The 25,801-nt window shown below is 44.6% G+C and carries 37 protein-coding genes; 5 read left to right on the top strand and 32 right to left on the bottom strand.

Features of this window, described 5'->3' with window-relative positions; translation table 11 throughout:
* Positions 1–90: 90 nt before the first annotated feature.
* From rplQ to rplC, 26 genes are all read right to left on the bottom strand, one after another.
* Complete coding sequence (gene rplQ, locus HWQ36_RS14455; protein ID WP_229547639.1) at positions 91–441, bottom strand: 50S ribosomal protein L17; 351 nt, start codon at positions 439–441, stop codon at positions 91–93.
* A 31-nt stretch (positions 442–472) separates the two neighbouring features.
* On the bottom strand, positions 473–1,420 hold the full coding sequence (locus HWQ36_RS14450; protein ID WP_190935521.1) for a DNA-directed RNA polymerase subunit alpha: 948 nt from the start codon (positions 1,418–1,420) through the stop codon (positions 473–475).
* Positions 1,421–1,747: 327 nt separating this feature from the next.
* Positions 1,748–2,143: a 30S ribosomal protein S11 gene (gene rpsK / locus HWQ36_RS14445; protein ID WP_012410703.1), complete on the bottom strand. Its 396-nt coding sequence runs from the start codon at positions 2,141–2,143 to the stop codon at positions 1,748–1,750.
* Between the two features lie 54 nt (positions 2,144–2,197).
* Positions 2,198–2,578 carry a 30S ribosomal protein S13 gene (gene rpsM, locus HWQ36_RS14440; protein ID WP_012410704.1) on the bottom strand — a complete coding sequence of 127 codons (381 nt, stop codon included), beginning with the start codon at positions 2,576–2,578 and terminating at the stop codon, positions 2,198–2,200.
* Positions 2,579–2,694: 116 nt separating this feature from the next.
* Positions 2,695–2,808, bottom strand: a complete 114-nt coding sequence (rpmJ, locus tag HWQ36_RS14435; protein ID WP_012410705.1) for a 50S ribosomal protein L36 — start codon at positions 2,806–2,808, stop codon at positions 2,695–2,697.
* Between the two features lie 123 nt (positions 2,809–2,931).
* Positions 2,932–3,156 carry a translation initiation factor IF-1 gene (infA, locus tag HWQ36_RS14430; RefSeq protein WP_006196724.1) on the bottom strand — a complete coding sequence of 75 codons (225 nt, stop codon included), beginning with the start codon at positions 3,154–3,156 and terminating at the stop codon, positions 2,932–2,934.
* A gap of 315 nt (positions 3,157–3,471) precedes the next feature.
* Positions 3,472–4,023: an adenylate kinase gene (locus tag HWQ36_RS14425; protein ID WP_094342457.1), complete on the bottom strand. Its 552-nt coding sequence runs from the start codon at positions 4,021–4,023 to the stop codon at positions 3,472–3,474.
* The gene (gene secY / locus HWQ36_RS14420; RefSeq protein WP_292703767.1) at positions 4,023–5,336 is read right to left on the bottom strand and encodes a preprotein translocase subunit SecY; all 1,314 of its coding nucleotides are present in this window, start codon (positions 5,334–5,336) and stop codon (positions 4,023–4,025) included. The genes HWQ36_RS14425 and secY overlap by 1 nt, the downstream gene beginning before the upstream one ends.
* Positions 5,337–5,410: 74 nt before the next feature.
* Positions 5,411–5,854, bottom strand: coding sequence for a 50S ribosomal protein L15 (gene rplO / locus HWQ36_RS14415; RefSeq protein ID WP_292703764.1), 444 nt, complete (start codon positions 5,852–5,854; stop codon positions 5,411–5,413).
* A 105-nt stretch (positions 5,855–5,959) separates the two neighbouring features.
* Complete coding sequence (gene rpsE, locus HWQ36_RS14410; protein WP_094328453.1) at positions 5,960–6,487, bottom strand: 30S ribosomal protein S5; 528 nt, start codon at positions 6,485–6,487, stop codon at positions 5,960–5,962.
* 92 nt (positions 6,488–6,579) lie between these two features.
* Positions 6,580–6,942: a 50S ribosomal protein L18 gene (gene rplR / locus HWQ36_RS14405; RefSeq protein WP_094328454.1), complete on the bottom strand. Its 363-nt coding sequence runs from the start codon at positions 6,940–6,942 to the stop codon at positions 6,580–6,582.
* A gap of 2 nt (positions 6,943–6,944) precedes the next feature.
* On the bottom strand, positions 6,945–7,493 hold the full coding sequence (rplF, locus tag HWQ36_RS14400; protein WP_292703757.1) for a 50S ribosomal protein L6: 549 nt from the start codon (positions 7,491–7,493) through the stop codon (positions 6,945–6,947).
* Positions 7,494–7,635: 142 nt separating this feature from the next.
* Positions 7,636–8,037: a 30S ribosomal protein S8 gene (gene rpsH / locus HWQ36_RS14395; protein WP_292703756.1), complete on the bottom strand. Its 402-nt coding sequence runs from the start codon at positions 8,035–8,037 to the stop codon at positions 7,636–7,638.
* Between the two features lie 20 nt (positions 8,038–8,057).
* A complete protein-coding gene (rplE, locus tag HWQ36_RS14390) occupies positions 8,058–8,606 on the bottom strand; it encodes a 50S ribosomal protein L5 (protein ID WP_292703753.1) in 549 nt (182 codons plus the stop codon).
* Between the two features lie 110 nt (positions 8,607–8,716).
* Positions 8,717–9,070: a 50S ribosomal protein L24 gene (gene rplX / locus HWQ36_RS14385; protein ID WP_292703750.1), complete on the bottom strand. Its 354-nt coding sequence runs from the start codon at positions 9,068–9,070 to the stop codon at positions 8,717–8,719.
* Positions 9,070–9,438 (bottom strand): 50S ribosomal protein L14, encoded by a 369-nt coding sequence (rplN, locus tag HWQ36_RS14380; protein ID WP_012410715.1) that lies wholly within the window; start codon positions 9,436–9,438, stop codon positions 9,070–9,072. The genes rplX and rplN overlap by 1 nt, the downstream gene beginning before the upstream one ends.
* A gap of 46 nt (positions 9,439–9,484) precedes the next feature.
* Positions 9,485–9,733, bottom strand: a complete 249-nt coding sequence (gene rpsQ, locus HWQ36_RS14375) for a 30S ribosomal protein S17 (RefSeq protein WP_094328457.1) — start codon at positions 9,731–9,733, stop codon at positions 9,485–9,487.
* Between the two features lie 6 nt (positions 9,734–9,739).
* Positions 9,740–9,967: a 50S ribosomal protein L29 gene (gene rpmC, locus HWQ36_RS14370; RefSeq protein ID WP_012410717.1), complete on the bottom strand. Its 228-nt coding sequence runs from the start codon at positions 9,965–9,967 to the stop codon at positions 9,740–9,742.
* 3 nt (positions 9,968–9,970) lie between these two features.
* The gene (gene rplP / locus HWQ36_RS14365; RefSeq protein WP_069070775.1) at positions 9,971–10,396 is read right to left on the bottom strand and encodes a 50S ribosomal protein L16; all 426 of its coding nucleotides are present in this window, start codon (positions 10,394–10,396) and stop codon (positions 9,971–9,973) included.
* A gap of 73 nt (positions 10,397–10,469) precedes the next feature.
* On the bottom strand, positions 10,470–11,252 hold the full coding sequence (gene rpsC / locus HWQ36_RS14360) for a 30S ribosomal protein S3 (RefSeq protein WP_094342453.1): 783 nt from the start codon (positions 11,250–11,252) through the stop codon (positions 10,470–10,472).
* Between the two features lie 53 nt (positions 11,253–11,305).
* The gene (rplV, locus tag HWQ36_RS14355; protein ID WP_069070777.1) at positions 11,306–11,662 is read right to left on the bottom strand and encodes a 50S ribosomal protein L22; all 357 of its coding nucleotides are present in this window, start codon (positions 11,660–11,662) and stop codon (positions 11,306–11,308) included.
* A 124-nt stretch (positions 11,663–11,786) separates the two neighbouring features.
* Entirely contained in the window at positions 11,787–12,065 is a 279-nt protein-coding gene (gene rpsS, locus HWQ36_RS14350; protein WP_012410721.1) for a 30S ribosomal protein S19, read from the bottom strand.
* Positions 12,066–12,208: 143 nt separating this feature from the next.
* Positions 12,209–13,072, bottom strand: a complete 864-nt coding sequence (gene rplB / locus HWQ36_RS14345) for a 50S ribosomal protein L2 (protein WP_292703731.1) — start codon at positions 13,070–13,072, stop codon at positions 12,209–12,211.
* A 205-nt stretch (positions 13,073–13,277) separates the two neighbouring features.
* The gene (locus HWQ36_RS14340) at positions 13,278–13,592 is read right to left on the bottom strand and encodes a 50S ribosomal protein L23 (protein WP_069070779.1); all 315 of its coding nucleotides are present in this window, start codon (positions 13,590–13,592) and stop codon (positions 13,278–13,280) included.
* The gene (gene rplD / locus HWQ36_RS14335; protein ID WP_292703727.1) at positions 13,585–14,223 is read right to left on the bottom strand and encodes a 50S ribosomal protein L4; all 639 of its coding nucleotides are present in this window, start codon (positions 14,221–14,223) and stop codon (positions 13,585–13,587) included. The genes HWQ36_RS14340 and rplD overlap by 8 nt, the downstream gene beginning before the upstream one ends.
* A gap of 168 nt (positions 14,224–14,391) precedes the next feature.
* On the bottom strand, positions 14,392–15,024 hold the full coding sequence (gene rplC, locus HWQ36_RS14330; RefSeq protein WP_292703724.1) for a 50S ribosomal protein L3: 633 nt from the start codon (positions 15,022–15,024) through the stop codon (positions 14,392–14,394).
* Positions 15,025–15,270: 246 nt separating this feature from the next.
* On the opposite strand from rplC, the gene HWQ36_RS14325 reads away from it, so the two are divergent.
* Together HWQ36_RS14325 and HWQ36_RS14320 are read left to right on the top strand one after the other, a co-directional pair.
* A complete protein-coding gene (locus tag HWQ36_RS14325; RefSeq protein ID WP_292703722.1) occupies positions 15,271–15,462 on the top strand; it encodes a hypothetical protein in 192 nt (63 codons plus the stop codon).
* A 560-nt stretch (positions 15,463–16,022) separates the two neighbouring features.
* Positions 16,023–16,499 carry an NAD(P)H-quinone oxidoreductase subunit N gene (locus tag HWQ36_RS14320; protein WP_292703720.1) on the top strand — a complete coding sequence of 159 codons (477 nt, stop codon included), beginning with the start codon at positions 16,023–16,025 and terminating at the stop codon, positions 16,497–16,499.
* A 42-nt stretch (positions 16,500–16,541) separates the two neighbouring features.
* Here the strand turns inward: HWQ36_RS14320 and HWQ36_RS14315 are convergent, their stop codons facing one another.
* Positions 16,542–17,039, bottom strand: a complete 498-nt coding sequence (locus HWQ36_RS14315) for a GNAT family N-acetyltransferase (protein WP_292703717.1) — start codon at positions 17,037–17,039, stop codon at positions 16,542–16,544.
* A 45-nt stretch (positions 17,040–17,084) separates the two neighbouring features.
* Here HWQ36_RS14315 and HWQ36_RS14310 point away from each other — a divergent pair, with 45 nt between their 5' ends.
* A complete protein-coding gene (locus HWQ36_RS14310) occupies positions 17,085–17,216 on the top strand; it encodes a hypothetical protein (RefSeq protein WP_292703715.1) in 132 nt (43 codons plus the stop codon).
* Between the two features lie 225 nt (positions 17,217–17,441).
* A complete protein-coding gene (locus HWQ36_RS14305) occupies positions 17,442–17,984 on the top strand; it encodes a DUF3172 domain-containing protein (protein ID WP_292703712.1) in 543 nt (180 codons plus the stop codon).
* Positions 17,985–18,191: 207 nt separating this feature from the next.
* Here the strand turns inward: HWQ36_RS14305 and HWQ36_RS14300 are convergent, their stop codons facing one another.
* The gene (locus HWQ36_RS14300) at positions 18,192–18,956 is read right to left on the bottom strand and encodes a DeoR/GlpR family DNA-binding transcription regulator (RefSeq protein WP_292703710.1); all 765 of its coding nucleotides are present in this window, start codon (positions 18,954–18,956) and stop codon (positions 18,192–18,194) included.
* Positions 18,957–19,247: 291 nt separating this feature from the next.
* On the opposite strand from HWQ36_RS14300, the gene HWQ36_RS14295 reads away from it, so the two are divergent.
* A complete protein-coding gene (locus HWQ36_RS14295; RefSeq protein ID WP_292703708.1) occupies positions 19,248–21,164 on the top strand; it encodes a transketolase C-terminal domain-containing protein in 1,917 nt (638 codons plus the stop codon).
* Here HWQ36_RS14295 and HWQ36_RS14290 read toward each other — a convergent pair.
* The 4 genes from HWQ36_RS14290 to HWQ36_RS14275 form a co-directional block, all read right to left on the bottom strand.
* A complete protein-coding gene (locus HWQ36_RS14290) occupies positions 21,133–21,351 on the bottom strand; it encodes a hypothetical protein (protein ID WP_292703705.1) in 219 nt (72 codons plus the stop codon). The two genes, HWQ36_RS14295 and HWQ36_RS14290, sit on opposite strands and share 32 nt — an antisense overlap.
* 248 nt (positions 21,352–21,599) lie before the next feature.
* Positions 21,600–22,439 carry an AMIN domain-containing protein gene (locus tag HWQ36_RS14285; RefSeq protein ID WP_292703702.1) on the bottom strand — a complete coding sequence of 280 codons (840 nt, stop codon included), beginning with the start codon at positions 22,437–22,439 and terminating at the stop codon, positions 21,600–21,602.
* A gap of 124 nt (positions 22,440–22,563) precedes the next feature.
* Positions 22,564–23,046 (bottom strand): hypothetical protein, encoded by a 483-nt coding sequence (locus HWQ36_RS14280; protein ID WP_292703699.1) that lies wholly within the window; start codon positions 23,044–23,046, stop codon positions 22,564–22,566.
* A 4-nt stretch (positions 23,047–23,050) separates the two neighbouring features.
* A complete protein-coding gene (locus HWQ36_RS14275; protein ID WP_292703696.1) occupies positions 23,051–25,261 on the bottom strand; it encodes a cation:proton antiporter in 2,211 nt (736 codons plus the stop codon).
* Between the last annotated feature and the right edge of the window lie 540 nt (positions 25,262–25,801).

Genomic DNA, 25,801 nt, shown 5'->3' with positions numbered 1-25,801 from the left:
TAATACTTCGACTTACCTCGGCTTCGCTCGGCACAAGTCGCTCAGTACAAGTGACCAATGACCAATGACTAATGACCAATAACTAATGACTTAAACCAATTCGATTATGGCCATTTTTGCATTATCACCCCGACGCGGTACGGTACGCATGATGCGGGTATAACCGCCCTGGCGATCGCCATATCGAGTTGGAGCTTGCTCAAATAGAGCGTGAACCAGTTGTTTGTCGAAGATATAGCCAAGGGCTTCCCGACGTGCTGACAAGGAGCCATTTTTGGCTAGAGTAATCATTTTTTCCACTTCACTTCGGAGAACTTTCGCTCTAATTAAAGTGGTGGTGATCTTACCATGACGGATCAACTCGGTGGCGAGCGATCGCAATAAAGCACGGCGTTGATCGGCTGGCTTACTGAGTTTTTTGACGCGACAACGGTGACGCATAATTATGCACTATGAATTATGAAGGTTTTTCTTAAGGGTGTTTCGAGCCTCTTTCCATTGGCAGGGTGATGCCCAAGCGTCGCTGCAAAGCTTCCACGACTTCTTCTGCTGACTTCTGCCCAAAGTTCTTAATTTCTAAGAGGTCTTCTTGGGTATAATCCAACAAATCTGCCACAGAGTTAACTTGTGCCCGTTTGAGACAGTTATATGCCCGCACAGAAAGTTGCAACTCTTCGATGGGTATCTGGGCAGTTGGATCGTCTGGAATATCTGAACCTGTGTCTGTTGGTTCCAGGGAGATATCTTTCAACGGGTTGAATAAATCTACCAAGATCCCAGCAGCCGAAGATAGTGCTTCTTGAGGAGAAATACTGCCATTTGTCCAAACTTCCAACAGTAGTCGGTCTTTTGGAATCAAGCCTTCCCCACGAGATTCTTCAACACTATAGTTGACTTTTCGCACCGGCATAAATATTGAGTCGATTTGAAGAAAGTCCAAAGATGTGGCTTCCTCACGTCCTCGCTCTACGGTGCGATAGCCTTTGCCTTTCTCGATCCGAAATTCCATTTCCAGCTTTCCACCCTCAGCGATGGTGGCAACATACTGAGTCGGATCGATAACTTCTACTTCACTAGGTAAATCAAAATGTGCCGCAGTAATTGTTGCTGGTCCGCTAACAAGTAATCTACCAATCTGAGGCTGCGAGGAATAGTTTTTTAGGATAACTTCCTTCATTTTCATGAGGATTTCCAGCACATCTTCCCGCACGCCCGGAACTGTGGCAAACTCGTGTGAAACACCTGCAATCCGCACTGCTGTCACTGCTGTACCTTCTAGGTTAGACAGTAAAACCCGCCGTAGTGCGTTGCCAACTGTTGTTCCTTGACCGCGTTCTAGAGGTTCCAGAACAAATTTACTGTAATGGTTCCGACTTTCTTCAGTATTCGACTCTACACATTCAATCTGAAACTGCGCCACGGATGAGCCTCCCTTTTTCTAAGGTGCTGCTAGCAGACAAATCAATTGCCTCCCGAATTGACTTTATGTCCTGTAGGTTATAGGTCTATCAAACTACTAGTATGAAATTACGGTATAGTTTGACGTTCCTATTGAGCTTTCAGGCGCTAATAATATTTTGGGTTCCCGAAGTTTAACAGCTTTCCCTACAGGAAAATCTGATTTGCTTTTGGTCGCCCAAGTTTTCACCCAATGACAGTTTGCACGTTATCCGCCCAAGCGGTCATTGTAAGTAACTTTACTTTCTTTGGTTGTAGCTTCTCTTACTCAATGCCCAAGTCTTGGTATTTAAACTCGGCGGCGCTTGGGTGGACGACAACCATTGTGAGGAATCGGAGTAATATCCCGAATGAGTGTAATTTCCAGTCCTGCTCCTTGAAGTGCCCGGATAGCGGTTTCTCTACCTGCTCCTGGCCCACTGACCATTACCTCTATTTGGCGCATTCCCTGATCGATGGCTCTACGGGCTGCACTTTCGGCAGCAGTTTGCGCTGCAAAGGGAGTTCCCTTTTTTGCTCCCTTAAAACCGCTAGAACCAGCACTAGCCCAGGAGATGACATCTCCATTTTGATCGGTAATGGTGACAATGCTATTGTTGAAAGTAGACTGGATGTAGGCCATCCCACTGGGTACATTCCGTTTCTGCTTCTTGCTCCCGGATTTTTTAGTTGGTTGTCTCGCCATACTTGTTTAGTTGATTTAAGGTAAAACTTGCTGTGATTAGCAAGCGTTGAAAATTTATTTCCCTGGAGCCTTCTTCTTACCAGCTACTGTCTGCCTTCTGCCTCGACGGGTTCTAGCATTGGTGCGAGTTCTTTGTCCTCTGACTGGCAAGCCCATCCGATGACGACGACCTCTGTAAGTACCAATGTCAACTAAGCGCTTGATGTTCAAAGACTCCAAGCGCCGCAAGTCGCCTTCAACTTGATAGTTGCTTTCTATTTCCCCTCGTAGGGCTGTTACATCAGCATCACTTAGGTCCTTAACGCGGGTGTCTGGGTTGACACCAGTAGCCGCTATAATTTCTTGAGCGCGTGATAAACCAATTCCGTAGATATAAGTTAGACCGATTTCAACGCGCTTATCGCGTGGAAGGTCTACTCCGGCAATCCGTGCCACAATGAACTCTCCCTATTGTTTTCGCAATTACTGTTGGTTGGAAAAACGTGATTAATCGCGTCTTTTCGTTTTTAATGATGATATGCGTCCTACAACTGGCTCTGTTTGTAAGAGCGTTATCCTTGACGTTGCTTGTGCTTGGGGTTCACGCAGATCACCATGACGCGACCACGACGTTTGATCACGCTACACTTTTCACAGATTTTCTTGACTGAGGCTCTAACTTTCATGCCTTTTATTTTTTGACTCCAAATATTAAATCATAGCATTTTTAGGGGAAACAATCCACTAATTTGACTAGCAAACAGTCAAAAGAATCGTTTTATGGTAAAATTCTCTACATCTACATATAGTTACTTCTTTCGTAGTCGATAGGTAATTCTGCCTTTGCTCAAGTCGTAAGGAGTTAACTCCACCTTGACGCGATCGCCGGGCAAAATCTTGATATAGTTGCGGCGAATCTTGCCGGAAATGTGAGCTAGCACGTTAAATCCATTGTCCAAGTCAACGCGAAACATCGCATTGGGCAAGGACTCTGTAACCGTGCCTTCCATTTCAATCAAATCTTGCTTAGACAATTTGTTTTTTCCTCAACTCAACAATTTCGTGTTCAGTTGCAGCACTTCATCTGCAAGAGAACACATTTTAAGAAATATATCAACAGTTTATTAATATATCTTAGCTAAAATTGATCTGTTTCTTAGTAGAGGGGCATTGGGTATTGGGTATCCCTTCTCTGCGAGACGCTACGCGAACGGCTTCGCTCAGGGCAAGTGGGTATTGGGCATGGCGTATGGCGCATTGTGAAAAAACTTACTCTAGTTCCTTCCCTACTCCCTCATCTCCCTCATCCCCCGGTTGGTGAGCGAAGTCGAACCACATCCCCCTCATCCTCAAGCGATTACCTTTTGCAGTTCACTAGTGACTTCTTCTTGGGACTGATTGCCATTGACTGTTAAAAGTTTTTGGCGATCGCGATAATAATCAATTAAAGGTGCAGTTTCATCGCGGTACACTTGTAACCGCCGACGAATCACCTCTTCGGTATCATCTTTTCGCCCTCTAGCTAGCAAACGTTCTACCACAACATCATCTGGTGCATCTAGATTAACTACCCTTTCACCACTCTGATGTATTGTTTCCAGCAATTCTTCTAGAAAAGCCGCTTGCGTCACTTTGCGGGGAAAACCATCAAGAATCCAACCATTTTCTGCATCTGGTTGGTTGAGGCGCTCCTGTACCAAGTCCTGTACTAGCTGGTCGGGGACTAACTCGCCGCTATTTACATAGTTTTGAGCCTTGATTCCCAAAGGAGTTTGCTCTTTCATGGCTTGTCTTAATATTTCCCCAGTAGAAATATGAGGAATATTTAAGTGTTCCGCCAATGCTTGAGCTTGTGTTCCTTTACCAGCACCAGGTGGCCCCAAGAAGATTAGTCGCGTCACTATTGTTTCACCATTCCTTCATAGCGCTGAGAGATTACGTAAGTTTGGATTTGTCTTGCCGTATCAATCGCCACACCCACTAGAATTAACAGAGAGGTAGCACCTAGTCCCTTAAATGTGGGTACTCCTAAAGCACTTTCTACACCGGTTGGGATAATCGCAACCAAGCCTAAAAAGATCGCACCCAAAAAGGTGAGTCGGTTTGACACGCGCTCGATATACTCACTAGTCGCTTTACCGGGACGAATGCCAGGAATACTAGAACCCATTTTCTTCAAATTCTGCGCTACATCTACCGGGTTGAGAATCAGCGAAGAATAGAAATAGCTGAAGAAAATAATGGAAATCATGTAAACCAAGGCATAGACCCAAGAGCCAGAACCGCTTGGACTCAAATAAGTGTTAATTATATTTGCCAATTCAGCATTCTTGGCGAAATTTGCAATCAGCAGTGGCAAACTGAGGATGGCTGCGGCAAAGATAATTGGCATTACGCCGCCTTGATTTAGCCGCAAGGGTAAAAAGCTCCGTTGCTCTGCCAAAACTCGACGACCTACTTGGCGACGAGCCGAAATAATCGGGATGCGGCGCATTCCTTCTTGCACAACCACAATACCAACAATGGTTGCTAGGAAAACTAAGATTAGTACGATGACGCGACCCACTGTTTCCCGACCGCCGACTTGTACCAAATCGATGGTATCGCCTAAAGCTTTTGGTAATGAAGCCACAATGTTGACAAAAATCAACAATGATGCACCATTCCCAATTCCCCGTTCTGTAATGAGTTCTGATGCCCACATTACAAACATAGAACCAGCAGTCAGAGCGATCGCAGTTTCAGCTACAAAGATAGGCCCTGGACTTAAGGCAAATTGCTGGAGGAATAATGCTGAAAAAGCTGTACTTTGGAGAATCGCCCAACATACAGTGACATAGCGGGTAATTTGCGATATTTTCCGCCGACCTGCTTCGCCTTCATTTTTCTGTAAATTTTCTAAAGATGGAATCGCCGCGGTGAGCAATTGGATGATAATGGACGCATTAATAAAGGGTAAAATCCCTAAAGCAAAAACGCCCAAAGTCGAAAGTCCTCGCCCGGAAAATATATCCAATAAGCCGAATATGGAATTATTGCCCGAAATGGCTTCGTGAAAACGATCTCTATCAATCCCTGGCACGGGTAAGAAGATGCCCAGGCGAACCAAAATTAAAACACCGACAGTTACAAGCAGCCTACCTCTCAGCCCAGCTGCTTGTGCCATCTGCATAAAAGTTTCTTGAGCCGTTGGGGCTTTATCTCGACTGATCATAGAGTGCTACCTTTATAGTGAACCAGGCGCTGACAGCGAGTTGGCTTGCATTTAAGTGCGCTGTTCTGGCTCACTCATAAGACTTCACAACTCCCTCCAGCTGCCTCAATTTTGCTCCTAGCTGAACCTGTGAAAGCTGCCGCTTGTACCTTGAGCGGAATACTCAATTCCCCGTTACCTAAAACTTTCAATGGCCCTTTGACAGCAGTCAGGATACCTGCGGCTCTCAAGGAGGCCAAAGTTACTTCCGTATTAGCGGGAAGGGAGGCTAGCTTCTCTACATTAATCGTAGTGTAAATCTTCTGATTAACAATCGGAAAGCCCTTGAGCTTAGGTAAGCGGCGGTACAATGGCTGTTGACCACCTTCAAAACCGGGTCGAGTACCGCTACCAGAGCGAGATTTTTGACCCCGCATACCTAGACCAGCACTAGCGCCTTGACCAGCAGAAATACCCCTGGCTACACGCTTCTTGCGTTTCTTTGAGCCTTTTTGCGGCTTAACATCATGGAGTCTCATAAGTTACCAAGTTGTCATTTTTCGTTTCTCATTTGTCATTTGTCATTTGTCATTTGACCATTGTACAGACGCGATTAATCGCGTCTCTACTGACCAATGACTAAATTAGATGTAGAGATTTTGAATAGGAATACCGCGATCTTCGGCGACTTCAGAAAGAGTCCGCAATGTAGATAAAGCATTGACTGCGGCTCTAGCATTATTGAGCGGATTGTTGGAACCAAGTTGCTTGGCTAAAACGTTACGAACTCCTGCCAATTCCAACACAGTCCGCACAGCACCACCAGCAATTACCCCAGTACCAGGTGAGGCTGGACGCATAATCACTTTTGCACCGCCACCGACACCATCAATAGGATGTGGGATGGAGTTGGATTTGGTAATTGGGATATCAATCAGGTGTTTTTTGCCGTCGGCTACGCCTTTTTTGACTGCACCGATTACATCTGAGGCTTTGCCTACTCCGACACCAACTTGACCGCGTTCGTTACCGACGACAACGATCGCTCTAAAGCTGAGTTTTTTACCACCTTTGACCACTTTACTTACGCGGCGGATCTGGATAACCCGCTCTTGCCAAGTAGTCTCTTCTTTTTTGGCACGCTTTGTTCTACTTTTACGCTCTGTTGCCATAATTTATGCCTCTTTTGTCATTAGTCATTAGTCATTAGTCATTAGTCATTAGCTCTTATACAAGGGACAAAGGACAAATGACAAAGGACAATTTAGAAATCTAAACCAGCTTCGCGGGCTGCATCAGCGAGGGCTTTGACACGACCATGATATAAGTTACCACCGCGATCAAAGACTACTTTGGTGATGCCTTTTTCTAGCGATCGCACTGCGATCAATTTACCAACTTGTACCGATGCGTCGCGGTTTGCACCTGACGCTAAACTAGATTTCAAATCTGGTTCTAAAGTCGATGCTGCCACTATAGTTTGATGCTGACTATCATCAATTACCTGGGCATAAATATGCTCATTAGAACGGAATACCGCTAAACGCGGACGTTCTGGGGAGCCAACAACTTTGCCACGAACCCGCCGATGACGGCGGTTTTTTGATTCTCTACGAGTAAGTTTCATTTTTACTTCTTACCACCCTTACCAGTCTTACCAGCCTTACGTCTTACCACTTCACCGGCATAGCGAATGCCTTTACCTTTGTAAGGTTCTGGCGGACGAACGGCGCGAATTTTTGCGGCTGTGTTGCCTACGATTTCTTTGTCGTAGCCGCTAACAATGACGTTAGTGGTACCTTCGACAGCAAACTGAATTCCTTCTGGTGGTTCAATTTGCACCTGATGGCTGTAACCCATGTTTAAAACTAGGTTACGTCCTTGAAGTTGTGCCCTGTAACCAACACCTTGGATTTCCAAACGGCGTTGAAAACCTTGGGAAACTCCCTCAACCATGTTGGCAACTAAAGTGCGGCTCAAGCCGTGCAGCTGCTTCGATGTCCGAGTTTCATCCCGACGATTTACGTGTAATATTTCTCCCTCTTGAGAGAGTGAGACATTATCTCTGAGAGTGCGAGAAAGTTCTCCTTTCGGGCCTTTCACCACAATATTTGTACCATTGATCGCCACTTGAACTTTGGCGGGAATAGTAATTGGACGTTTACCAATACGAGACATTACTTTTTGTCCTTTGTTATTTGCCCTTTGCCTTTTGTTATTTGTCCCTTGTCCTTTGTCTTTTGTCCTTTGTCTTTCACTAATAACAAATGACTAATGACCAATGACCAATGACTAATGACAAATGACTAATGACCAATGACTACCAAACGTAACAAAGCACTTCGCCACCCAAGTTTTGACGACGCGCTTCGCGGTCAGTCATAATCCCACTGGATGTAGAAATAATGGCAATGCCAATGCCGCCTAGTACTCTTGGTAATTCTTTTCGATTCGAGTAAACACGCAAGCCAGGTTTACTCACTCGCTTTAAGGCGGTGATTAGAGGCTGACGGGTTTTACCCTTGTATTTCAGGGAAATCACCAGATTGTGTTTTACCCCTTCTTCTGCTTCTGCGATTTCAGCAATAAAGCCTTCCTCCCGTAGCACTTTGGCAATGCTGCGGGTCATTTTTGTAGCTGGCACTTGTGTAGTTTGATGCCGCGCCAGGTTGGCATTGCGGATGCGCGTCAGCATATCTGCAATTGTGTCGTTAGCCGCCATCGTTCCCTCTATAGATGAACTTACTGATCGCGAAAGGGCATTCCTAATTCTTTAAGTAAGGCGCGACCCTCTTCGTCGTTTTTTGCTGTGGTGATGATGGAAATATCCATCCCACGCACTTGATCAACGCTGTCGTATTCGACTTCTGGAAAAATTAGCTGTTCTCTTACACCCAGAGTATAGTTACCCCGTCCGTCAAAGCTTTTAGGGCTAACGCCGCGAAAATCTCGAATTCTGGGCAGTGAGAGGCTAACTAGTCGGTCGAAAAAGGCATACATCCGTTCGGCTCTGAGTGTCACCATGATCCCAACGGGCATCCCTTGACGAATCTTAAAGCCTGCGATCGCCTTTTTCGCCCGCGTCACTACTGGTTTTTGACCAGTAACAAGCGCAATTTCGTTGATGGATGCTTCCAGCGACTTCGCATTTTGAGCCGCCTCACCCAAACCTCGGTTAATAGTAACCTTTACCAACTTCGGTACTTGATGAACGTTGGTATATTGAAACTGATTAATCAGCTTGGGGACGATTGTCTCTTGATATAAGGTTTTGAGTCTTGTTGTCGCCATAGTTTTTTGTCCTGATATCCCTGGGCTTGGTCAGGGAACCTTTAATTTTGGATTTTAGATTTTGGATTTTGGATTTAATTTAAAATCTAAAATCTCAAGTTACCTAATTCTTATTTATCCAGAATTTCGCCAGTTTTCTTGAGTTTTCTGACTTTTTTGCCTTCTGAGGTAAAGGTATAACAAACACGACTGGCAACGTTTTGCTTGGTGGAATAAAGCATCACGTTGGAGCTATGAATCGGGAATTCCTGGGTCATAATCCGCCCTGATTCCCCTTCCTGCTGGGGTTTGACGTGCTTGGTTTTAATGTTGACACCTTTGACGATGACTTTACTCAGTTGGGGAAGTGCCTGGATAATTTCACCAATTTTCCCTTTGTCTTTACCAGCAATCACTTGTACGGTGTCGCCAGTTTTGACGTGCATTTTGTGGAATACTTTGGGCGTACCTTGTTTGGTTGCCATTAAAGCACCTCCGGAGCCAGAGAAACAATTTTCGTAAAGTTTTTATCGCGCAGTTCCCGAGCAACCGGGCCAAAAACCCGTGTGCCTCTAGGATTACCGTCTTTGTTGATAATTACAGCAGCGTTATCATCAAAGCGAATACTCATGCCACTGTCACGAGATACGGCTTTCCGAGTGCGGACAATTACTGCTTCCACAACATCAGACTTTTTTACAGCCATGTTGGGTGTAGCATCTTTGACAACGGCAATAATTTTGTCACCGATAAAACCATAACGGCGGTTGCCTCCACCTAAGACGCGGATGCACATTAGTTTACGAGCGCCGCTATTATCTGCGACATTTAAATAAGTCTGGGGTTGAATCACAATTATTCTCCCTTGTGATGTTGTTAGAAACTAACAACGATGAGGTTTAAGCAGGCTTGACGTTCAGGACTTCTGTGATTTTCCAGCGCTTGGTTTTGCTCAGGGGTCTAGTTTCCTGAATGCGAACGCGATCGCCTACTTTACACTTATTTTCTTCGTCGTGAACTTTATATCGTTGGGTGTTAACCACAATTTTGCCGTACTTGGGGTGAGGAGCGCGGTTTTCTATGGCAACTACCACAGTTTTTTGCATTTTATCGCTCACTACCAAGCCAACTCGTTCTTTAACTGCCATAATCTCCTACTTTTCTTCTTTAGCCGATTGACTTGCTGCCCGTTTGCGTTCTGTTTCCAATGTCAGCAATTGGGCTAGGCGATGTCGAGCCTGTCTGAACTGGTGGGGCTTTTCTAATTGTCTTGTCGCTTTTTGCAAGCGCAACTGAAATAGTTGTCTTTTGATGGCGACAATTTCATCAGAGAGCTTTTCGTCACTTAATTCTCTAGCTTCTGAAATCTTGGGAAGAGGCATAAGCTACTCCTGCTCCTGTGGTTGAGAGCGCACAATAAACTTAGTTTTTATAGGCAGTTTAAATGAAGCTAAACGCATAGCTTCACGGGCGATTTCTTCAGAAACCCCACCGATTTCAAACAAAATTCGTCCTGGCTTGACTACCGCTACCCAAAACTCTGGATTACCTTTACCGGAACCCATCCGGGTTTCAGCAGGACGCATGGTTACAGGTTTATCAGGGAAAATCCGAATCCAGATTTGTCCACCCCGACGAATATAACGGGTCATTGCTCGGCGAGAAGCCTCGATTTGCCGGGAGGTAATCCAAGCGGGTTCTTGTGCTTGGAGTGCAAAATCACCGAAGTTGAGGGTGCTACCACGGCTGGCTAGTCCCTCCATCCGTCCGCGCTGTTGTTTGCGGAATTTAGTTCTTCTAGGGCTTAACATGGTTTGTTACTTGTCATTTGTCATTTGTCCTTTGTCATCTGCCATTTACTAATGACTAATGACTAATGACGATTTATCCTTCATTTGAGCGGTCTTCAAATTGCTGGCGACGACGTTGTTGCTGACGACGACGGGGTTCACGATCGCGATCGCGGGGATCACGTTCGCGATCGCGGCTTGCTGGTGGTAGCGGATCTGGTTCCTGTCCAGGAATAATTTCTCCCTTAAACACCCAAACTTTGATACCCAAAATGCCGTAAACAGTTTTTGCTGTGCAATAAGAGTAGTCAATGTCAGCCCGTAAGGTATGTAAAGGTACTCTACCTTCACGAGTCCACTCTGTCCGGGCAATTTCTGCACCGTTGAGGCGGCCGCTAACTTGGATTTTAATCCCTTGGACACCAGCGCGTTGGGCCCGTTGAATCGACTGTCTTACTACCCGCCGAAAGGAAACCCGACGTTCCAATTGTTGAGCAATGTATTCGGCAATTAGGTAGGCATCAGCATCAACTCGTTGAACTTCAACTACATTGATCCGAATTTGACGATTGCTACCCAACAGTCCTTGGAGTCCGGTACGCAAGGATTCGATACCTTGTCCACCACGTCCTACGACTACACCGGGTCTAGCTGTGCGGACTTCCAAGTCGATTTGATCGGCTTTGCGCTCAATCCGCACCTCGGAAATACCGGCATTGTTTTGAGCCTGTCTACCCAGCTTTTGTTCTATATATTGACGGAGTTTGTAATCTTCTTGTAAAAGTTCTGGATAGCGGTCAGGAACAGCAAACCAACGGGATTGATGCTCATGTGTAATACCCAGGCGAAAACCAACTGGATGAATCTTCTGTCCCACGAATGCTTCCTCTAAAATTTCTTACTTTACGCAATTTATTCGTTTAAACGTGCTTATTTTTCTGGAGCAGCTGCAACAGCCACAGTAATATGACACGTCGGTTTGCGAATTTGGTAAGCTCGACCTTGCGCTCTTGGTTGGAACCGCTTCAACGGCGGCCCTTGATCGGCATAAGCCTGAGTAATCACTAGTTGAGTCCGATCTAACCCAGCGTTGTGTTCGGCATTAGCAGCAGCGCTTCTGAGAACCTTCAATATGGGTTCAGTGGCGCGATAGGGCATGAATTCCAAGATGATTAGCGCTTCTCGATACGATCGCCCCCGGATTTGATCGAGTACCCGACGTACTTTATAGGCCGAGATGCGGATAAAACGAGCGATCGCTTTTACTTCAGTAGTATTAGTAGCCATAATTTTCTCCAATTTTGTCTTTCGTCTTTTATCCTTTGTCCTTTGTCCTTTGTCTTTTGTACAGACGCAATTAATCGCGTCTCTACTGACCAATGACAAATGACAAATGACCAATGACTAATAACTACCTACCCGCTTTTTTGTCGCTTTTTCCATGACCCCTGTAGGTGCGTGTTGGGGCAAATTCACCCAACTTGTGTCCTACCATCTGTTCATTTACAAAAACTGGAACGTGTTGTCGTCCGTTGTGAACAGCTATGGTATGACCTACCATTAGGGGCAAAATTGTTGAAGCTCTTGACCAAGTTTTAATAACTTCTTTTCTGTTGTTGTCGTTGAGCTTTTCAATTTTCTTTAAGAGATGATCCGCAACGAAAGGACCTTTTTTTAGAGAACGACCCATAGTTCAATTTTGGATTTAGGATTTAGGATTTAGGAATTAGAATTTCGGATTTTGGATAATTAGGTGACTAAATCAAGTTTCACAAATTTTCAATGTTCACAAGTAGACCCCAATCTAAAATCCAAAATCTAAAATCTAAAATTCTATGATTCACGACCACCGCGACCGCGTTTAGAAGACTTACGGCGACGACGTACAATCAACTTACTGCTCAGTTTCTTGCGATTGCGTGTCTTTGCGCCCAACGTGGGTTTACCCCAAGGTGTAACAGGCCCGGATCTACCGATAGGCGCTCTACCTTCACCACCACCATGTGGGTGATCCACTGGGTTCATGACGCTACCTCTAACCTTCGGACGGCGACCTTTCCAGCGATTTCGTCCGGCTTTACCTGCGCTCAGGTTTCTCGCATCGGTGTTGCCTACTTGCCCAATAGTGGCGTAGCAATCACGCCGAATTAAGCGGACTTCTCCTGAAGGTAACTTGAGTGTTACATAATCACCTTCTTTTGCCACAACTTGAGCGCTAGCACCAGCAGCACGCACGATTTGACCCCCTTTGCCAGGAGTCATTTCTACGTTGTGAACACTAGTACCCAAGGGAATCCGCGATAGAGGTAAAGCATTACCATCTTCAAAGGGAGATTCCGGCCCAGAAATAATTATGGTTCCAACTTTCAACCCGTTGGGATGAAGGATGTACCGTTTTTCGCCATCTTGGTAATACAAAAGGGCAATTCGGGCATTGCGGTTTGGATCGTACTCAACTGCGGCGACTTTGGCAGGAATATTATGTTTATCCCTTTTAAAATCGATGATCCGGTAAAGTTGTTTGTGTCCGCCACCCCGACGACGACTGGTAATCCGCCCGGTATTATTTCGACCTTTGGCGCGATGCTTCGAGGTCGTTAGGGATTTTTCTGGCTCGGTTTTTGTGATTTCCGCAAAGTCAGAAACTGTAACTTGGCGAGTGCTGGGGGTATAAGGGCGGTAAGAACGAGTACCCATAATCTATTTTTGATTTTGGATTTTTGATTTACTTAATTTCGGATTTTGGGTCGCACCTTTGGTGCGCTGGAAGCGCAACTTGGATTTTGGATTTAATGAGTGTTTAACTAATCGCGACCATTTTAGGTACTTATTGAGTAAACTCCTCAATCTAAAATCTAAAATCGTTCGACTGAGCGTAGTCGAAGTCTAAAATCTAAAATTCCTAGACTTCTGGGAATAGAACTTGTCTAATCTTGTCTTCATCCCCAGGTGCGACTGTAACAATGGCTCGCTTATATTGGGGCTTATAACCAATAAATTTACCAACGCGCCGCTTTTTACGTGGTGGTAAGGTGGTGTTGACTTTTACAACCTTGACCTGAAATAAGTCTTCGATCGCAGCCTTGATTTCTGGCTTAGATGCCTTTGGAATTACTTCAAAGGTGTACTTATTTTGTTCCATCAAGATAGTCGCCTTTTCGGTGACTATTGGGCGACGTACTAAGTCGGCAAGGTCGCGGGGGTCAAAGCTAGGCACTGTAGACCTCCTGAATTTTTTCTAGGGCTGATGCCGTAACTACAATTTTGTCAGCGTGCAGTAAATCAAAAACATTTAGCTGGTCGGCTGCAATTAGTTTTAAATTTTCAATGTTGCGGGCTGACAAATAAACATTATCTGTATCCGCAATTTCAGACAAAATTAACAGTGCCTTGCTTTCTGGTGCTACTCCCCAACGGGCAAGTGCTGCTACTAAGTCTTTAGTCTTCGGGCGAGATAGCTCGGTGCTAAATTCTTCTACTACAATCAAGTCGTCAATACGGCCAATAAATGCTGTCCGCAGTGCTAAACGTCGCTCTTTGCGGTTTAACTTGAGGTTAAAGTCTCTGGGTTTTGGCCCAAAGATCACACCACCACCACGCCACAATGGTGAACGAATAGACCCTGCACGAGCGCGACCAGTACCTTTTTGTCGCCAAGGTTTACGACCGCCGCCTCTGACTTCAGCACGAGTTTTTGTACTGGCATTTCCTTGACGAGCATTGGTTAATTGCCGTACCAAGGCGCGGTGTACAATGTGAGACGCTGTTTCTTCCTTGGCAACGCGCAACTCGAAGGTCGTCTCGCCGACCTGTTCTCCTTGCCAATTTTTAACTACGCTTTCAACCATCTTTGTTCTTTGTCCTTTGTCATTTGTCCTTTGTCATTTGTCCTTTGTCATTTGTCTTTTATCATTTGTCTTCTGCCTTTTGTCCTTTGTCCTTTAACCAATTGACTAATGACTTTTGACTAATGACCAATGACTACTGACTAATGACCAATAACTAATGACTTTTGACTATCCCACTATTTTTGCAGGCACAACACTTACTAGAGCGCCTGGTTTACCAGGAATGGCTCCTTTGATTAGCAATAAATTACGTTCTGCATCAACTCGCACTATGGTCAGCTTACGGATTGTGATGCGTTTACCACCTAAACGCCCTGCCATCCGCTTACCTGGATAGACACGACCTGGTGTTGTACCAGCACCAATAGAACCTGGCGCTCTGTGGTTTTTGGAACCGTGTGACATGGGCCCACGACCAAAGTTGTTGCGCTTCTGGTTTCCGGCAAAACCGCGACCGATGCTTGTGCCGACTACATCGACAATTTGACCCGCACTAAAAATATCTGCTTTAATCTCTTGACCTAAAGCATAATCACTAGAACTATCGGTGTGATATTCATTTAGGTGACGCAATGCTGGGGCAGATGATTTAGCCAAATGACCCAGTAGTGGTCTGTTGAGTGCCTTTGGTTTAACTTCGCCAAAACCAACTTGAATGGCAAAGTAACCGTCGGTTTGTTTTGTTTTAACTTGTGTTACGGTGCATGGCCCTGCTTGAATGACAGTCACAGGAATGGCTACTCCTGCTTCGTCAAATATTTGGGTCATGCCCAGCTTGGTGCCGAGAATACCTACAGACACAGTAACTGGTTCTCCTTTCTACTTGCTGACCTTGGAATTGGACTCTAGAGGACACGCTTTGTACGCATCAGTTTAGGCTGGGTTAGCCTGCGAAATTTGGAATGGTTTCAGTAAACCAATCCAAATGCTTTTAGGACACAACAAACCGTGTCCGTACTGCTTGGTGAATCTGTTTAGCTTCACTCAATAGATCACCAGAACAGCTACAAGTCTCTTCCGGTTTGGAAGGAGTAACTTCTGGAATCAATGCAAGGCGCTACAGTTTTTAAGCTGTGTGCAGCAATGCTTTCGTCCAAGCAATTGCTCTGGCACTTTCTGGAGGCAGCGCTGTCGGCGGGTTTTCCGATTTGTGTACGCCCTAATGACGGTTCCCCGGAGGTTGGCTACTGCCGTGTTGCAGTTGGACTTAAGCGGTCTTTACCGCCCAGTATCCTTTAACTGAGACTGACGTAATGCCATGAAACCAACATTGCTGCTCAGTTTTACTTCCTTAAATACCTTAAACTATTGTTTAAGATTTCGCCTACTATTTTTAGAGGCACGGGAGCAAATTCACTCTGGAGCTTAGGATTGGCTTTGATTGTTCATCCATAAGCTTCAATGTTGACCTGAAAGCTTTCTTAGTTTACCAGTCTATTGCTCAATCTGAGTTAGATTATCCAATTTGGATTAAATCATCAGCTTTTAATGCTAACGCTACCTCAGAATGACAGTAAAAAGTTCACCTAATTTGCGTGTTTGGTCACAATCTAATAATATAAATTATTTATTTATGTTTGTCTAGTAATTTATAGAGTTATTTTTGGGGAGTGGGGAAGAAGCAGGGGAGCAGGGGGCAGGGGGCAAGGGGGAGAATAAAAAATTACCTCCTTTCCCCTCTGCTCCCTTCTCCCTGCCCCTCTGCCTCTTCTAAATGCCCAATGCCAAAGAAAATGCTTTTAATCTATCGGTTCAGGGTAAATAATAGAGATATCTAAGCGGGATAACGACAAAAATCTATGGCACTAATTACCACTGGCAACGGTTTAATCCGCGATCTGGAAAAATTTGGCGCTCTTGGAGTGTATGTACCTCTAGAAGGGGGTTATGAAGGTCGATATCAGCGCCGACTGCGTGCTGCTGGCTATACCACCCTCCACATTACTGCCAAGGGACTGGGCGATGTAGCTGCGTATCTCACAAGAATTCATGGAGTCAGACCTCCTCATCTTGGTAAAAAAAGTACTGCTAGCGGTGCGGCAGTAGGTCAGGTGTACTACTTGCCCCCAATTCTCAATTCTCATCTAGAACAGCTACCACCAAAGTCAAAGGGGCTGGTTTTGTGGATTATTGAAGGGCATATTCTTTCCAATGAGGAACTGGAGTATTTAACGAATTTGCCTCAGCTAGAACCACGAGTGAAAGTAGTGATTGAGAGAGGGGGCGATCGCTCTTTCCGTTGGACTTCTCTAGAAAAAACTCTGTTAGCTAGTTAGTCCTTTGTCGTTAGTCATTAGTCATTTGCTTATAACTAATGACTAATGACTCAATTCAATTAGCATTTCAATAATGCTGAGTCGAAAACCACAAGATGTAAATAATCGGCGTGAAGCCTCGTTAACAGCTGCTGTATCTAGACGAATTTGTTTAACACCCATCTGATGAAATCGTTCAATACTTAGCATCACCATCTGCCGCGCAATTCCGTTTTGGCGATATTCCGGCTCAACCCAGATATCATGGATAAAAGCAAATTCCTGTAACCGATAAATTGGTATTTCTCGCTCAATTGTTGCCACGAGAAATCCTACAACTTGACCATCATTTTCGGATACTAGAAATATACTGCGATCGCTGGAAGCGTCGGCGAAGCCATCGCTATTTGCTAAACGTGTCAACCATTGTTCATAACGCTGTTCTGGATTCGGCAAAAAACCATATTTGGTGGAATCCCAAGACTCATGCAAAGCGCAAATTTTGGCAACCATTGGTAAAACCACGGGTACATCGGCTGTTGTAGCGGGGCGAATCAGCATAAGTTCTGGAATTTGTTGCAGAAACGGTGTAGGCGGGCATCTGGAATGGTTATAAGATTTAGAGACGATGGCAAAAGGCTTTTTGATTTTGAGGAAGAAATTTTAGTTCGTTGTCCACAGTGCGATGCCTACGGCGGGCTGCGCCTACGCACTACCAAAATATTAGATGTATTTTAGCTTAGTAAGGGCTTTAGCCATATTTTCCGAGCTAGAGCAGCTTATTAACAACCTTTATTTATTGATGCACAGTAAGTTATCTAGATAAGTTGCTATTTTTCTCGTTTAAAAAGGATCTCGCACAGAAAATGGCAGGCAATTACAGTCAAGACTAGGCATACTGAAAAGAGAGAGAAAACTTTAGACCACTCCCTCCAAAATCGGCGTGAAGGTGATTAAGCAACAATGAAACGTAAACCCACTGGTAGATCGGCTACTACAAATTCTAAACCCTCTATTTTCCAATCCCCTATGTTTAACCTCTTCACCATCGCAATTATGGGAGGGGTATTGATTTTGGGAATTGGGATTGGCATTGCTTTTAGTTCTACAGCCACGTTGTCCCCATCAAATGTGGCTTCCCGTGACTTCATTGACACCAAAGCACCAAACCCTGAAATTTGTGTGCAGTACGGAGCCAGCGCGATGGTAATGGACGCTAGACTGTTCGTTACTCTCAGCCCCTTTAATGTTTATGTTGCCCAGCCGAGTATGCGTCCTGGATGCGTGATCCGACAAAATAACTGGGCGCTTTTAGAGCAACGCAAGCTGGTAACATCTGATCAGGTAAGAGATTGCAAAAATCGCCTGAACACCTTTGGCTTTACAGGTAACTTGGACAGTGACAAACCTGATATTAGGTGTATATATCAGAATGAAGCTGCTCAAAACTTCTTCAACGCTCAACCGGGAGCGGTTGGAACACCTCAAGAAACGGACAGGTTTTGATTTATTTGGGCATTGGGCATTGGGCATGAAGAAGAGACAAGGGAGACAAGGAAGAGGGGGGAGACAAGGAAGAGGGGGAGACAAGGAAGAGACTATTCAATAATTCCCCCTTGTCCCTCTTGTCCTCCTTGTCCCCCTCATCCCCCCCTGCTCCCTGCTCCCTTGCTTCTTCCCCAGTACCGGGCGATCGCATTTGCCTTCATTAGATTATGGGTACTCATCACGGATAATGGTCAAACCTAAAGCTTTGTAGGCACTCAGCATATTATTAGATACTGTCGGTGCTGTTACAAGGTAAGTCAGGGCACGAATGGACTCTACTAGATAAGGAGCAGCCGTGTCCAATTTTTCTGCTGTCACTAATCCTACTACCTCAGCCGATCCAGCAATCATGGCTCGTTTAACGTGGGCTTCGTCTAGGTTAGGTACACTAATCCCAATCTCTGGATGCAAACTGCAAACTCCCAACATACACAAATCTGCACGAATCATTCGTAATGTCTCAATGGTGACAGTACCCACATTCACCAAGGCTTTTTTGTAAAGTTGTCCACCTAACATCACAACCTCTATATGAGGATGTTCTGCTAAAGCAAGGGCGATTGGCGGACTATTTGTGATCACTGTTGCTTGCAAATCTAGGGGCAAATGTCGTGTCACCTGGAGAGTTGTTGTACCTCCATCTAAAATTACCACCTGTCCTGTACAAACTAATTTTGCTGCTGTCCGAGCGATCGCTTCCTTTTCTTTTGGCGCTTGCTTTTGGCGATCGGCATAACTGGCGGTGGCTGGAGATTTGAGGAGCGCTCCCCCATGAACACGTTGCAATAGTCCAGTTTCTGCCAGTTCTCGCAAGTCCCGCCGAATGGTATCCTCAGAAACCTTTAAAACAGCACTAAGTTCTGTCGAAAGCACCTTTTTATCACGACGCAGAATTTCTAAGATGAATTGTCGTCGTTCAGCAGTTAACATAATTAATTTTCCTGAAAGTGCGTTTTTGAACTTGAAATTGCAGGTTTGTGAGTTTATACTTATTGATATGCAAGTTTTTGTGCGGTAATCCGTAAGTTCAATTGAATTCAAGCATATTTATGCACAATTGATTGATTTCGGCATTTTGTGAAATCACACGGTTCCACAATGGTTCCAAGTGGTTGACTTGATCTTGGATAATTGTTGCCCAATCGGGGTTTTAACAATTTTTTTTGTAGTGCGATCGCGTGTCCCGTCTGTTCAAATTGTTTTTTATTCAATCAATAAACCATGACTATTATTAATACCCAATTTCCAATTGATCTCAGTGCTTACAAACCTTTAGCGCTCAATCCAGCCAATTCCAGCCTTACAGCTGAACAGCGAGAGACTCTAAAAGCGAATATTCAACTCTGCCGAGATGCGATCGTCTTTTTTACAGCGACTGGCGCTGCTAGCGGAGTGGGTGGTCATACTGGTGGACCATACGATACAGTACCAGAGGTAACGATCCTCGATGCCTTTTTCCGGGGAGCATCGGAGCAATTTGTGCCGATTTTCTTTGATGAGGCAGGACATCGAGTTGCTACCCAATATCTCATGGCAACGTTGCATGGTGATTTACCTGCCGAGCAACTTTTACGTTATCGCCAAGCACATTCCCATTTACCGGGACACCCCGAATTAGGGCTAACTCCTGGTGTGAAATTTAGTTCTGGCCGCCTGGGCCATGTTTGGCCTTACATCAATGGTGTAGCAATGGCAAATCCAGGCAAAGTTGTTTTCTGTCTCGGTTCTGATGGCTCGCAGCAAGAAGGTAACGATGCTGAAGCTGCTCGCTTGGCTGTTGCTCAACATCTCAACGTCAAGCTGATCATTGATGACAATGATGTAACGATCGCTGGACATCCTTCTAAATATTTACCTGGTTTCAGTGTCGCTAAAACTTTAGAAGGTCATGGCTTGAAAGTACTTCAGGGAAATGGCGAAGACTTAGACGATTTATATCATCGCATGAGCGAAGCTGTGAATACTCCCGGAGCGATCGCTCTGATCAATAAACGCCCGATGTGTCCTGGGATTGAAGGTTTAGAAGGCTCCACTCATGGTCATGATGTCATTTCTGTAGATTTAGCAATTAAATATCTAGAATCTCGTGGACAAACTGCGGCGATCGAATACCTTAAAAGTATTGAGAAACCCAAGCAAACATATACATTTCTGGGTTCTAGTGACAAATGGGGCGCTAACCGCAATGTCTTTGGTGAAGCTGTGGTGGCTGTCCTCAGTCACATGAGTGAGGCAGAGCGTAAAGAAAAAGTCAAGGTTATCGATAGTGACTTAGAAGGCTCCTGCGGGTTGAAGAAAATTCACGATGCATACCCGGAAATATTTATTTCCTCCGGCATCATGGAACGGAGCAACTTCTCTGCTGCGGCTGGATTCGGGATGGAGAAGAGCAAGCAAGGTATTTTTGCGACTTTCAGCGCCTTCTTAGAAATGTGTATCTCAGAAATCACGATGGCACGGCTGAACTATTCCAATGTTCTGTGCCACTTTTCCCATGCGGGTATAGATGATATGGCAGATAACACCTGCCATTTCGGTTTGAACAATATGTTTGCCGACAACGGCTTGGATGATGGCTATGAAACACAGTTGTACTTCCCAGCAGATGTTAATCAAATGACAGCTTGTGTAGAAGCTGTGTTCTTTGAACCTGGACTGCGGTTTATTTTCTCCACCCGTTCCAAAGTCCCCAATATTCAGGACAGCAACGGCAATGACTTATTTGGAAGTAGCTACAAATTTGTTCCCGGTAAAGATGAGGTTGTACGAGAGGGAACGCAAGGTTATATCATCAGTTTTGGCGATGCTCTCTACCGTGCCGTTGATGCTGTAGAGCGTCTTAAGCAAGAAGGGTTAGACATTGGTTTAATTAACAAATCAACTTTAAATATCATTGATGAAGAAATGATTACCAAAGTTGGTAATGCTCCTTTTGTCCTTGTAGTAGAAGCCTTCAACCGTCGCACTGGCTTAGGTAGCCGTTTCGGTTCTTGGCTGCTAGAGCGGGGGTTGACTCCCAAATATGCCCATCTTGGAACTCATAAAGAAGGTTGCGGTGGTTTGTGGGAGCAGTACCCATATCAAGGTATCGATCCAGTGAGCATTATCAACAAGGTGAAGGAGTTAGTTGGAGAATAATACCAAATAATTTTGCGTAACCTGTAACGTAAGGTGGGTTAATCTTTGCAGGTCGATGCACTGGCATTGCAGGTAGATGCACTGGCATTGCAGGTAGATGCACTGGCATTGCAGGTTGATGCACTGGCATTGCAGGTTGATACATTGGCATTGCAGGTCGATGCATTAGCATTGCAGGTTGATACATTGGCATTGCAGGTCAAGATGTGGGGCAGCTTTACGAAGACTTGTGTGTACACCATAGCCTTAAAAGGAAGGCAAAAACCCCTCAAAGTCCCCCTTAAAAAGGAGAATCAAACCACATTTTGCACCCACCACAAACATGTGTGTACACCATAGCCGTTTCGGAAAGAATAATGGAAGCGGGGTAAAAAGTCATGCCACAAAACGAGAAATCAGGATTTATGTATTTTTCTTCGGATGAAACCACCCTGCTTATCTACTTTTAGGAAGGGGTTGACCAAACTCAATTACCTGGGGATTGGAAACATTGGGGATTGTTGGAACTGGAAATTCCGACATATTGGAAGGAGGAATGTTATTCAAGTTATCGGGTTGATTTGGGAAAGAAGGAGGGGGAAGAATCAAAGCAGGTTGTTGAAATGATGTATTCGGATTTAAAGGGGGTACAGTGACAAAAGGCTGCCCTGAGTTATTAGTAATTGTTGAGGGCAGGTCATTTGATATAGGGGGAACTGTGAGTAAGGGCGCTTGTAGATTAGTAGTGGTTACGGGTAGGTTACTAGGCGGCTGTGACTTATCCGGTGTTTGAGGTTGTTTCTTAGGTGAAGATGCGGTGTTTCGTGGTTTCACGGCAGTAGTTTTACTAGAACTAACCGGACGTAATACCCAGCGAGTGGAGTTTTTTCGGGAAACTGGTTGCAGTTGTACCTGTTTAGGATTAAAAGCAGTCCCTGGCGCTAAATCTAAGACAATGCGCGTGTCATTTGCATTCAGTTGAGAAACGCGAATGCTTTTGATTGCTCCAGAATAATTTTGTTGGGTGGTAACTTTGCCCAACTTGGTATTCGGTAAATCTACAACAAGCCGAGAGGGTTGGGCTAAGTAGAAATAACGGGGGGTTGTGCCTGCTGAAAGGTTGATTTCGAGTTGCTGTGTTTTTGGGGAAAAACGCCAATTATCTAGCTTTGCTACTGGTGTAGCAGCAGTAGTACAAGTTTCAAGGGCGATCGCGGCACAAAAGCCTAATAGACTGATATTAAATAGCTGCTTGCGCCATTGGCAAAATTTCCTAGTCTTTAGTCCCTGATTCATTCTTTTTATCTGCTCCATAAAACCCATACAATGCGCTCACATTGCTGTTTACTTCGCGCTTTCTTTCAATCCCGTAGACGCGATGAATCCTGTAGACGCGATGAATCGCGTCTCTACTGCCAATTCAATTAGCTTTTTCGGGCACAGCAGTAAATTTTAGGGTTTGTGGAATGCCATTTACGGTTAATTGACCTGTCATATTACCTTTATCCACAAGTTGCATTTGAATTGTGACTGAATTCAGAGGATCGTTTTGGGGGCGAGGAAGATTACAAAGGATTGATCTACCAACTTTTCCAGATAAATTTAACTGTTGATTTCTGAAGATGCCTGCCAGAGAGTGCTTTTCGTCAGTATCGGCGTTAGCGTTTGCCGGTAATATAGAGGCATTTAAGTAAATACCCGACTGCTGAATGTTTAACGTTAGGGTATCCGATTTTTCACAGTTCGGCAAATTCTCTGACAGGGTTAGACGATACCTACCGTTTACTGGCGGAGGAGCCTTAAGATTGTTTTCCCCGTAAACGGTTACAGTTTTAAACAACAGTAGCACTGAAATTATTGCTACTCCGTAAAAAGCCAAAGATTTGAAGTTGAAATGATTCATAATTTCAATTCCTTAATGTTGGCTCTTGACTACTAACTTCAGGCAACATAGAGGCAAGGTGAGCGGTAACTTGGCTGTAGCGGCGGGTAATCAACAGGGAAGAACGACATTGGATAGCTAGTTGATCTGTATATCTTCCCAAGGTTTGGCGTTCGATACCCCAAGTGCGGCTGGTGCCAGCAATAGTTAAGTCAACACCTTCTGAGGCTTGAATTACAGCTTGGATTGGTTCTGGGGCTTCGACAATTTTAATTTCAATGCGATCGCGGACACTAGTGGGTAATTGCTCCATCATCGTGTGCAGTTCGTAACTCAATTCTTCTCTAGTGTGATTTGCTGCTATCTGTAATATCTGCAACATACAAGTCTCACTATTGATTAGCAGTCTTAGAGCTAGTATTAGTGCTAAATCATCATGGATATTTGCAGAATAAGGTACGAGTAAACTTTCTAATCGCTCTTTGCCTTTATCTACAAATACTGCTACATCCACTGGTGCAGTGGTAAGCATTTGTCCGACTCGTCCACCTAAACGATTACTACTAAAAGCTGGCCGATGCCAGCCTACAAGAATTAAATCAACTTGTTCTAATGTGGCAATCTGTGCTGTTTCGCGGGCAACGTTGCTGGAAATGCGAACGATAGGATGCACACAAGAACGAGTTTCTGGCGGTTCGAGAGTATTAATCAATTCTTGTAGTTGGTGGCGGCGCTGGGCGATTAATCGATCTGCTTCAATTGGGGTACTTTCAAAAGCATAGTCTTCTTGAAATTCAATCAGGCTAAGGGGGTTAACAACGGCAGGATATCGGTAATTGAGAGCGACACCGACGGCGGGCTGTGCCAAGGCTACTGCCAACTGTACTAAACCTTTTTGCGTACTTGGATTAGCCACTGGCACCAAAATTCGGAAAGGATGAGGGTAAGTTTCACCTCCAGCAGAGGTATCTATACCTGTTTCTGCTTCCGACTCCGGTTCCACCATATCTAACCTGATTAGCTTCTTCGGATATGTCCATTCCAGCAGTGGCGAGGTCATGAAGGTAGTTACCAATGCCATAATTACCAGCATGGTAAATATTAAAGGGGAAATTACCCCTAACTCTAGACCAATGTTTAGTACTATCAGTTCGGTTAAGCCGCGAGTATTCATTAACCAACCGAGTGCCGAGGCTTCCCGTTTACTAATGCCACTGACACGGGCTGCAATATAAGTACCAACATATTTGCCTGCGATCGCGACTCCTAAAACCAACGTACACAAAAGCCACAATTCTGGACGGTTGAGCAAACCAATCTGTGTCTTTAAGCCACTGTAGGCAAAAAATATGGGCAGCAAGAATATCAAAACAAAATCTTCGGTTTTTACTGCCAATTCCCGCACTAAATCTTCATTTTTGGGCATTGCTGCTCCCAGCAAAAATGCCCCAAAAATTAAGTGAATCCCAATTAGTTCGGTAATTAATGCCGACGCAACCACACCCATATAAATCCCAGCTAGCAGCAGTTGGCTGAGTCGTCCCGCCCGTAGGTAGTGTTTGGCAAGGCGTTGCAGGAACCAACGTCCCACCGTCAACATCAAGCCGATGTAAACTATGCTGGCGATAATTGTGGGTATAGCACCAGCAAAGTCTCCAGTTCGAGCAACTGCGATCGCTACTGCCAAGAGACACCAGGCTGTGACATCATCCACGGCTGCACAAGTTAACGCCAAGGTTCCTAAACGTGTTCCTTGTAAATTGTTTTCAGTAATGATTCGCGCCAACACTGGAAAGGCAGTAATCGACATTGCCGCCCCTAAAAACAAGGCAAAGGCGGTGAAGGATACACTTGCATTGGAAACTAGGGGATAAAGGATTGCAGCTAGCAATGTTCCCAAGGAAAACGGCACTAAAATGCTGACATGAGAAGTTAAAACTGCTACTTCTAATTGTCCACCGAGATATTTGGGATTTAGTTCTAGCCCAATCAGAAACATGAAAAATATTAGTCCCACCTGAGACAAAACATTTAAAAAAGGAATAGTTTCTGGTGGAAACAAGGTAATTGCTATATGGGGAGCAACTAAACCAAATAAAGATGGGCCGAGCATAATCCCGGCGACAATCTCACCAATTACCAGAGGTTGCTTAATAGAACGGAATCCTAGCCCTACTAGCCGTGAAAGTCCAATAATAATCAGCACTTCAACCAGAACGAGAATAACTATGTGCATGGTTTCCTCACATTTAACTATCTGGTTTCTCTAAGATGATTCTTTAAAAGACCGGAAAATGTCAAGTTTTTTAGATACAACCAAGATTAATTTGCACCTAGTTGTAATGTCAATTACTGAGAGGACGCAGTTGAAGAGGTGAAAAATGAATTTTGATGATTTTAGGAGATAAATTTAGAATAACTTCCGAATTGCCGATACAAAAAAATAGATAATTGGTATTGGTTTGGTAGTATTCGTTAAAAGCGGGCACAAACAAATTAGCCGTTATAGCTTAGAGTCTAAGCGGATAATTTTACCCAACTCCTATGTAACTAATATTAGTTAATTGGTACTTAATTTTATATTTATCGAACAGAATTCAGGAGTCAGAATTCAGTTGGGTATTCTGACCGAAAAAGCGGATGAATAACCGACGTTTTTACACCACCAAATCTACGATTTGGTGGTGTAACAATTCAGTGGCGGGTCTGAATCCCCGACTTAAAGATTGCTGCTCGCAGATGCCGGAGGCATTATTCTGAATTCTGTTAGCGGATA

This window comes from Nostoc sp. NMS2 (assembly GCF_017115105.1).
Classification (GTDB): Bacteria; Cyanobacteriota; Cyanobacteriia; order Cyanobacteriales; family Nostocaceae; genus Nostoc.
Note: the sequence above shows the minus strand (reverse complement) of the source record. Positions and strands in the feature narration are given on the sequence as shown.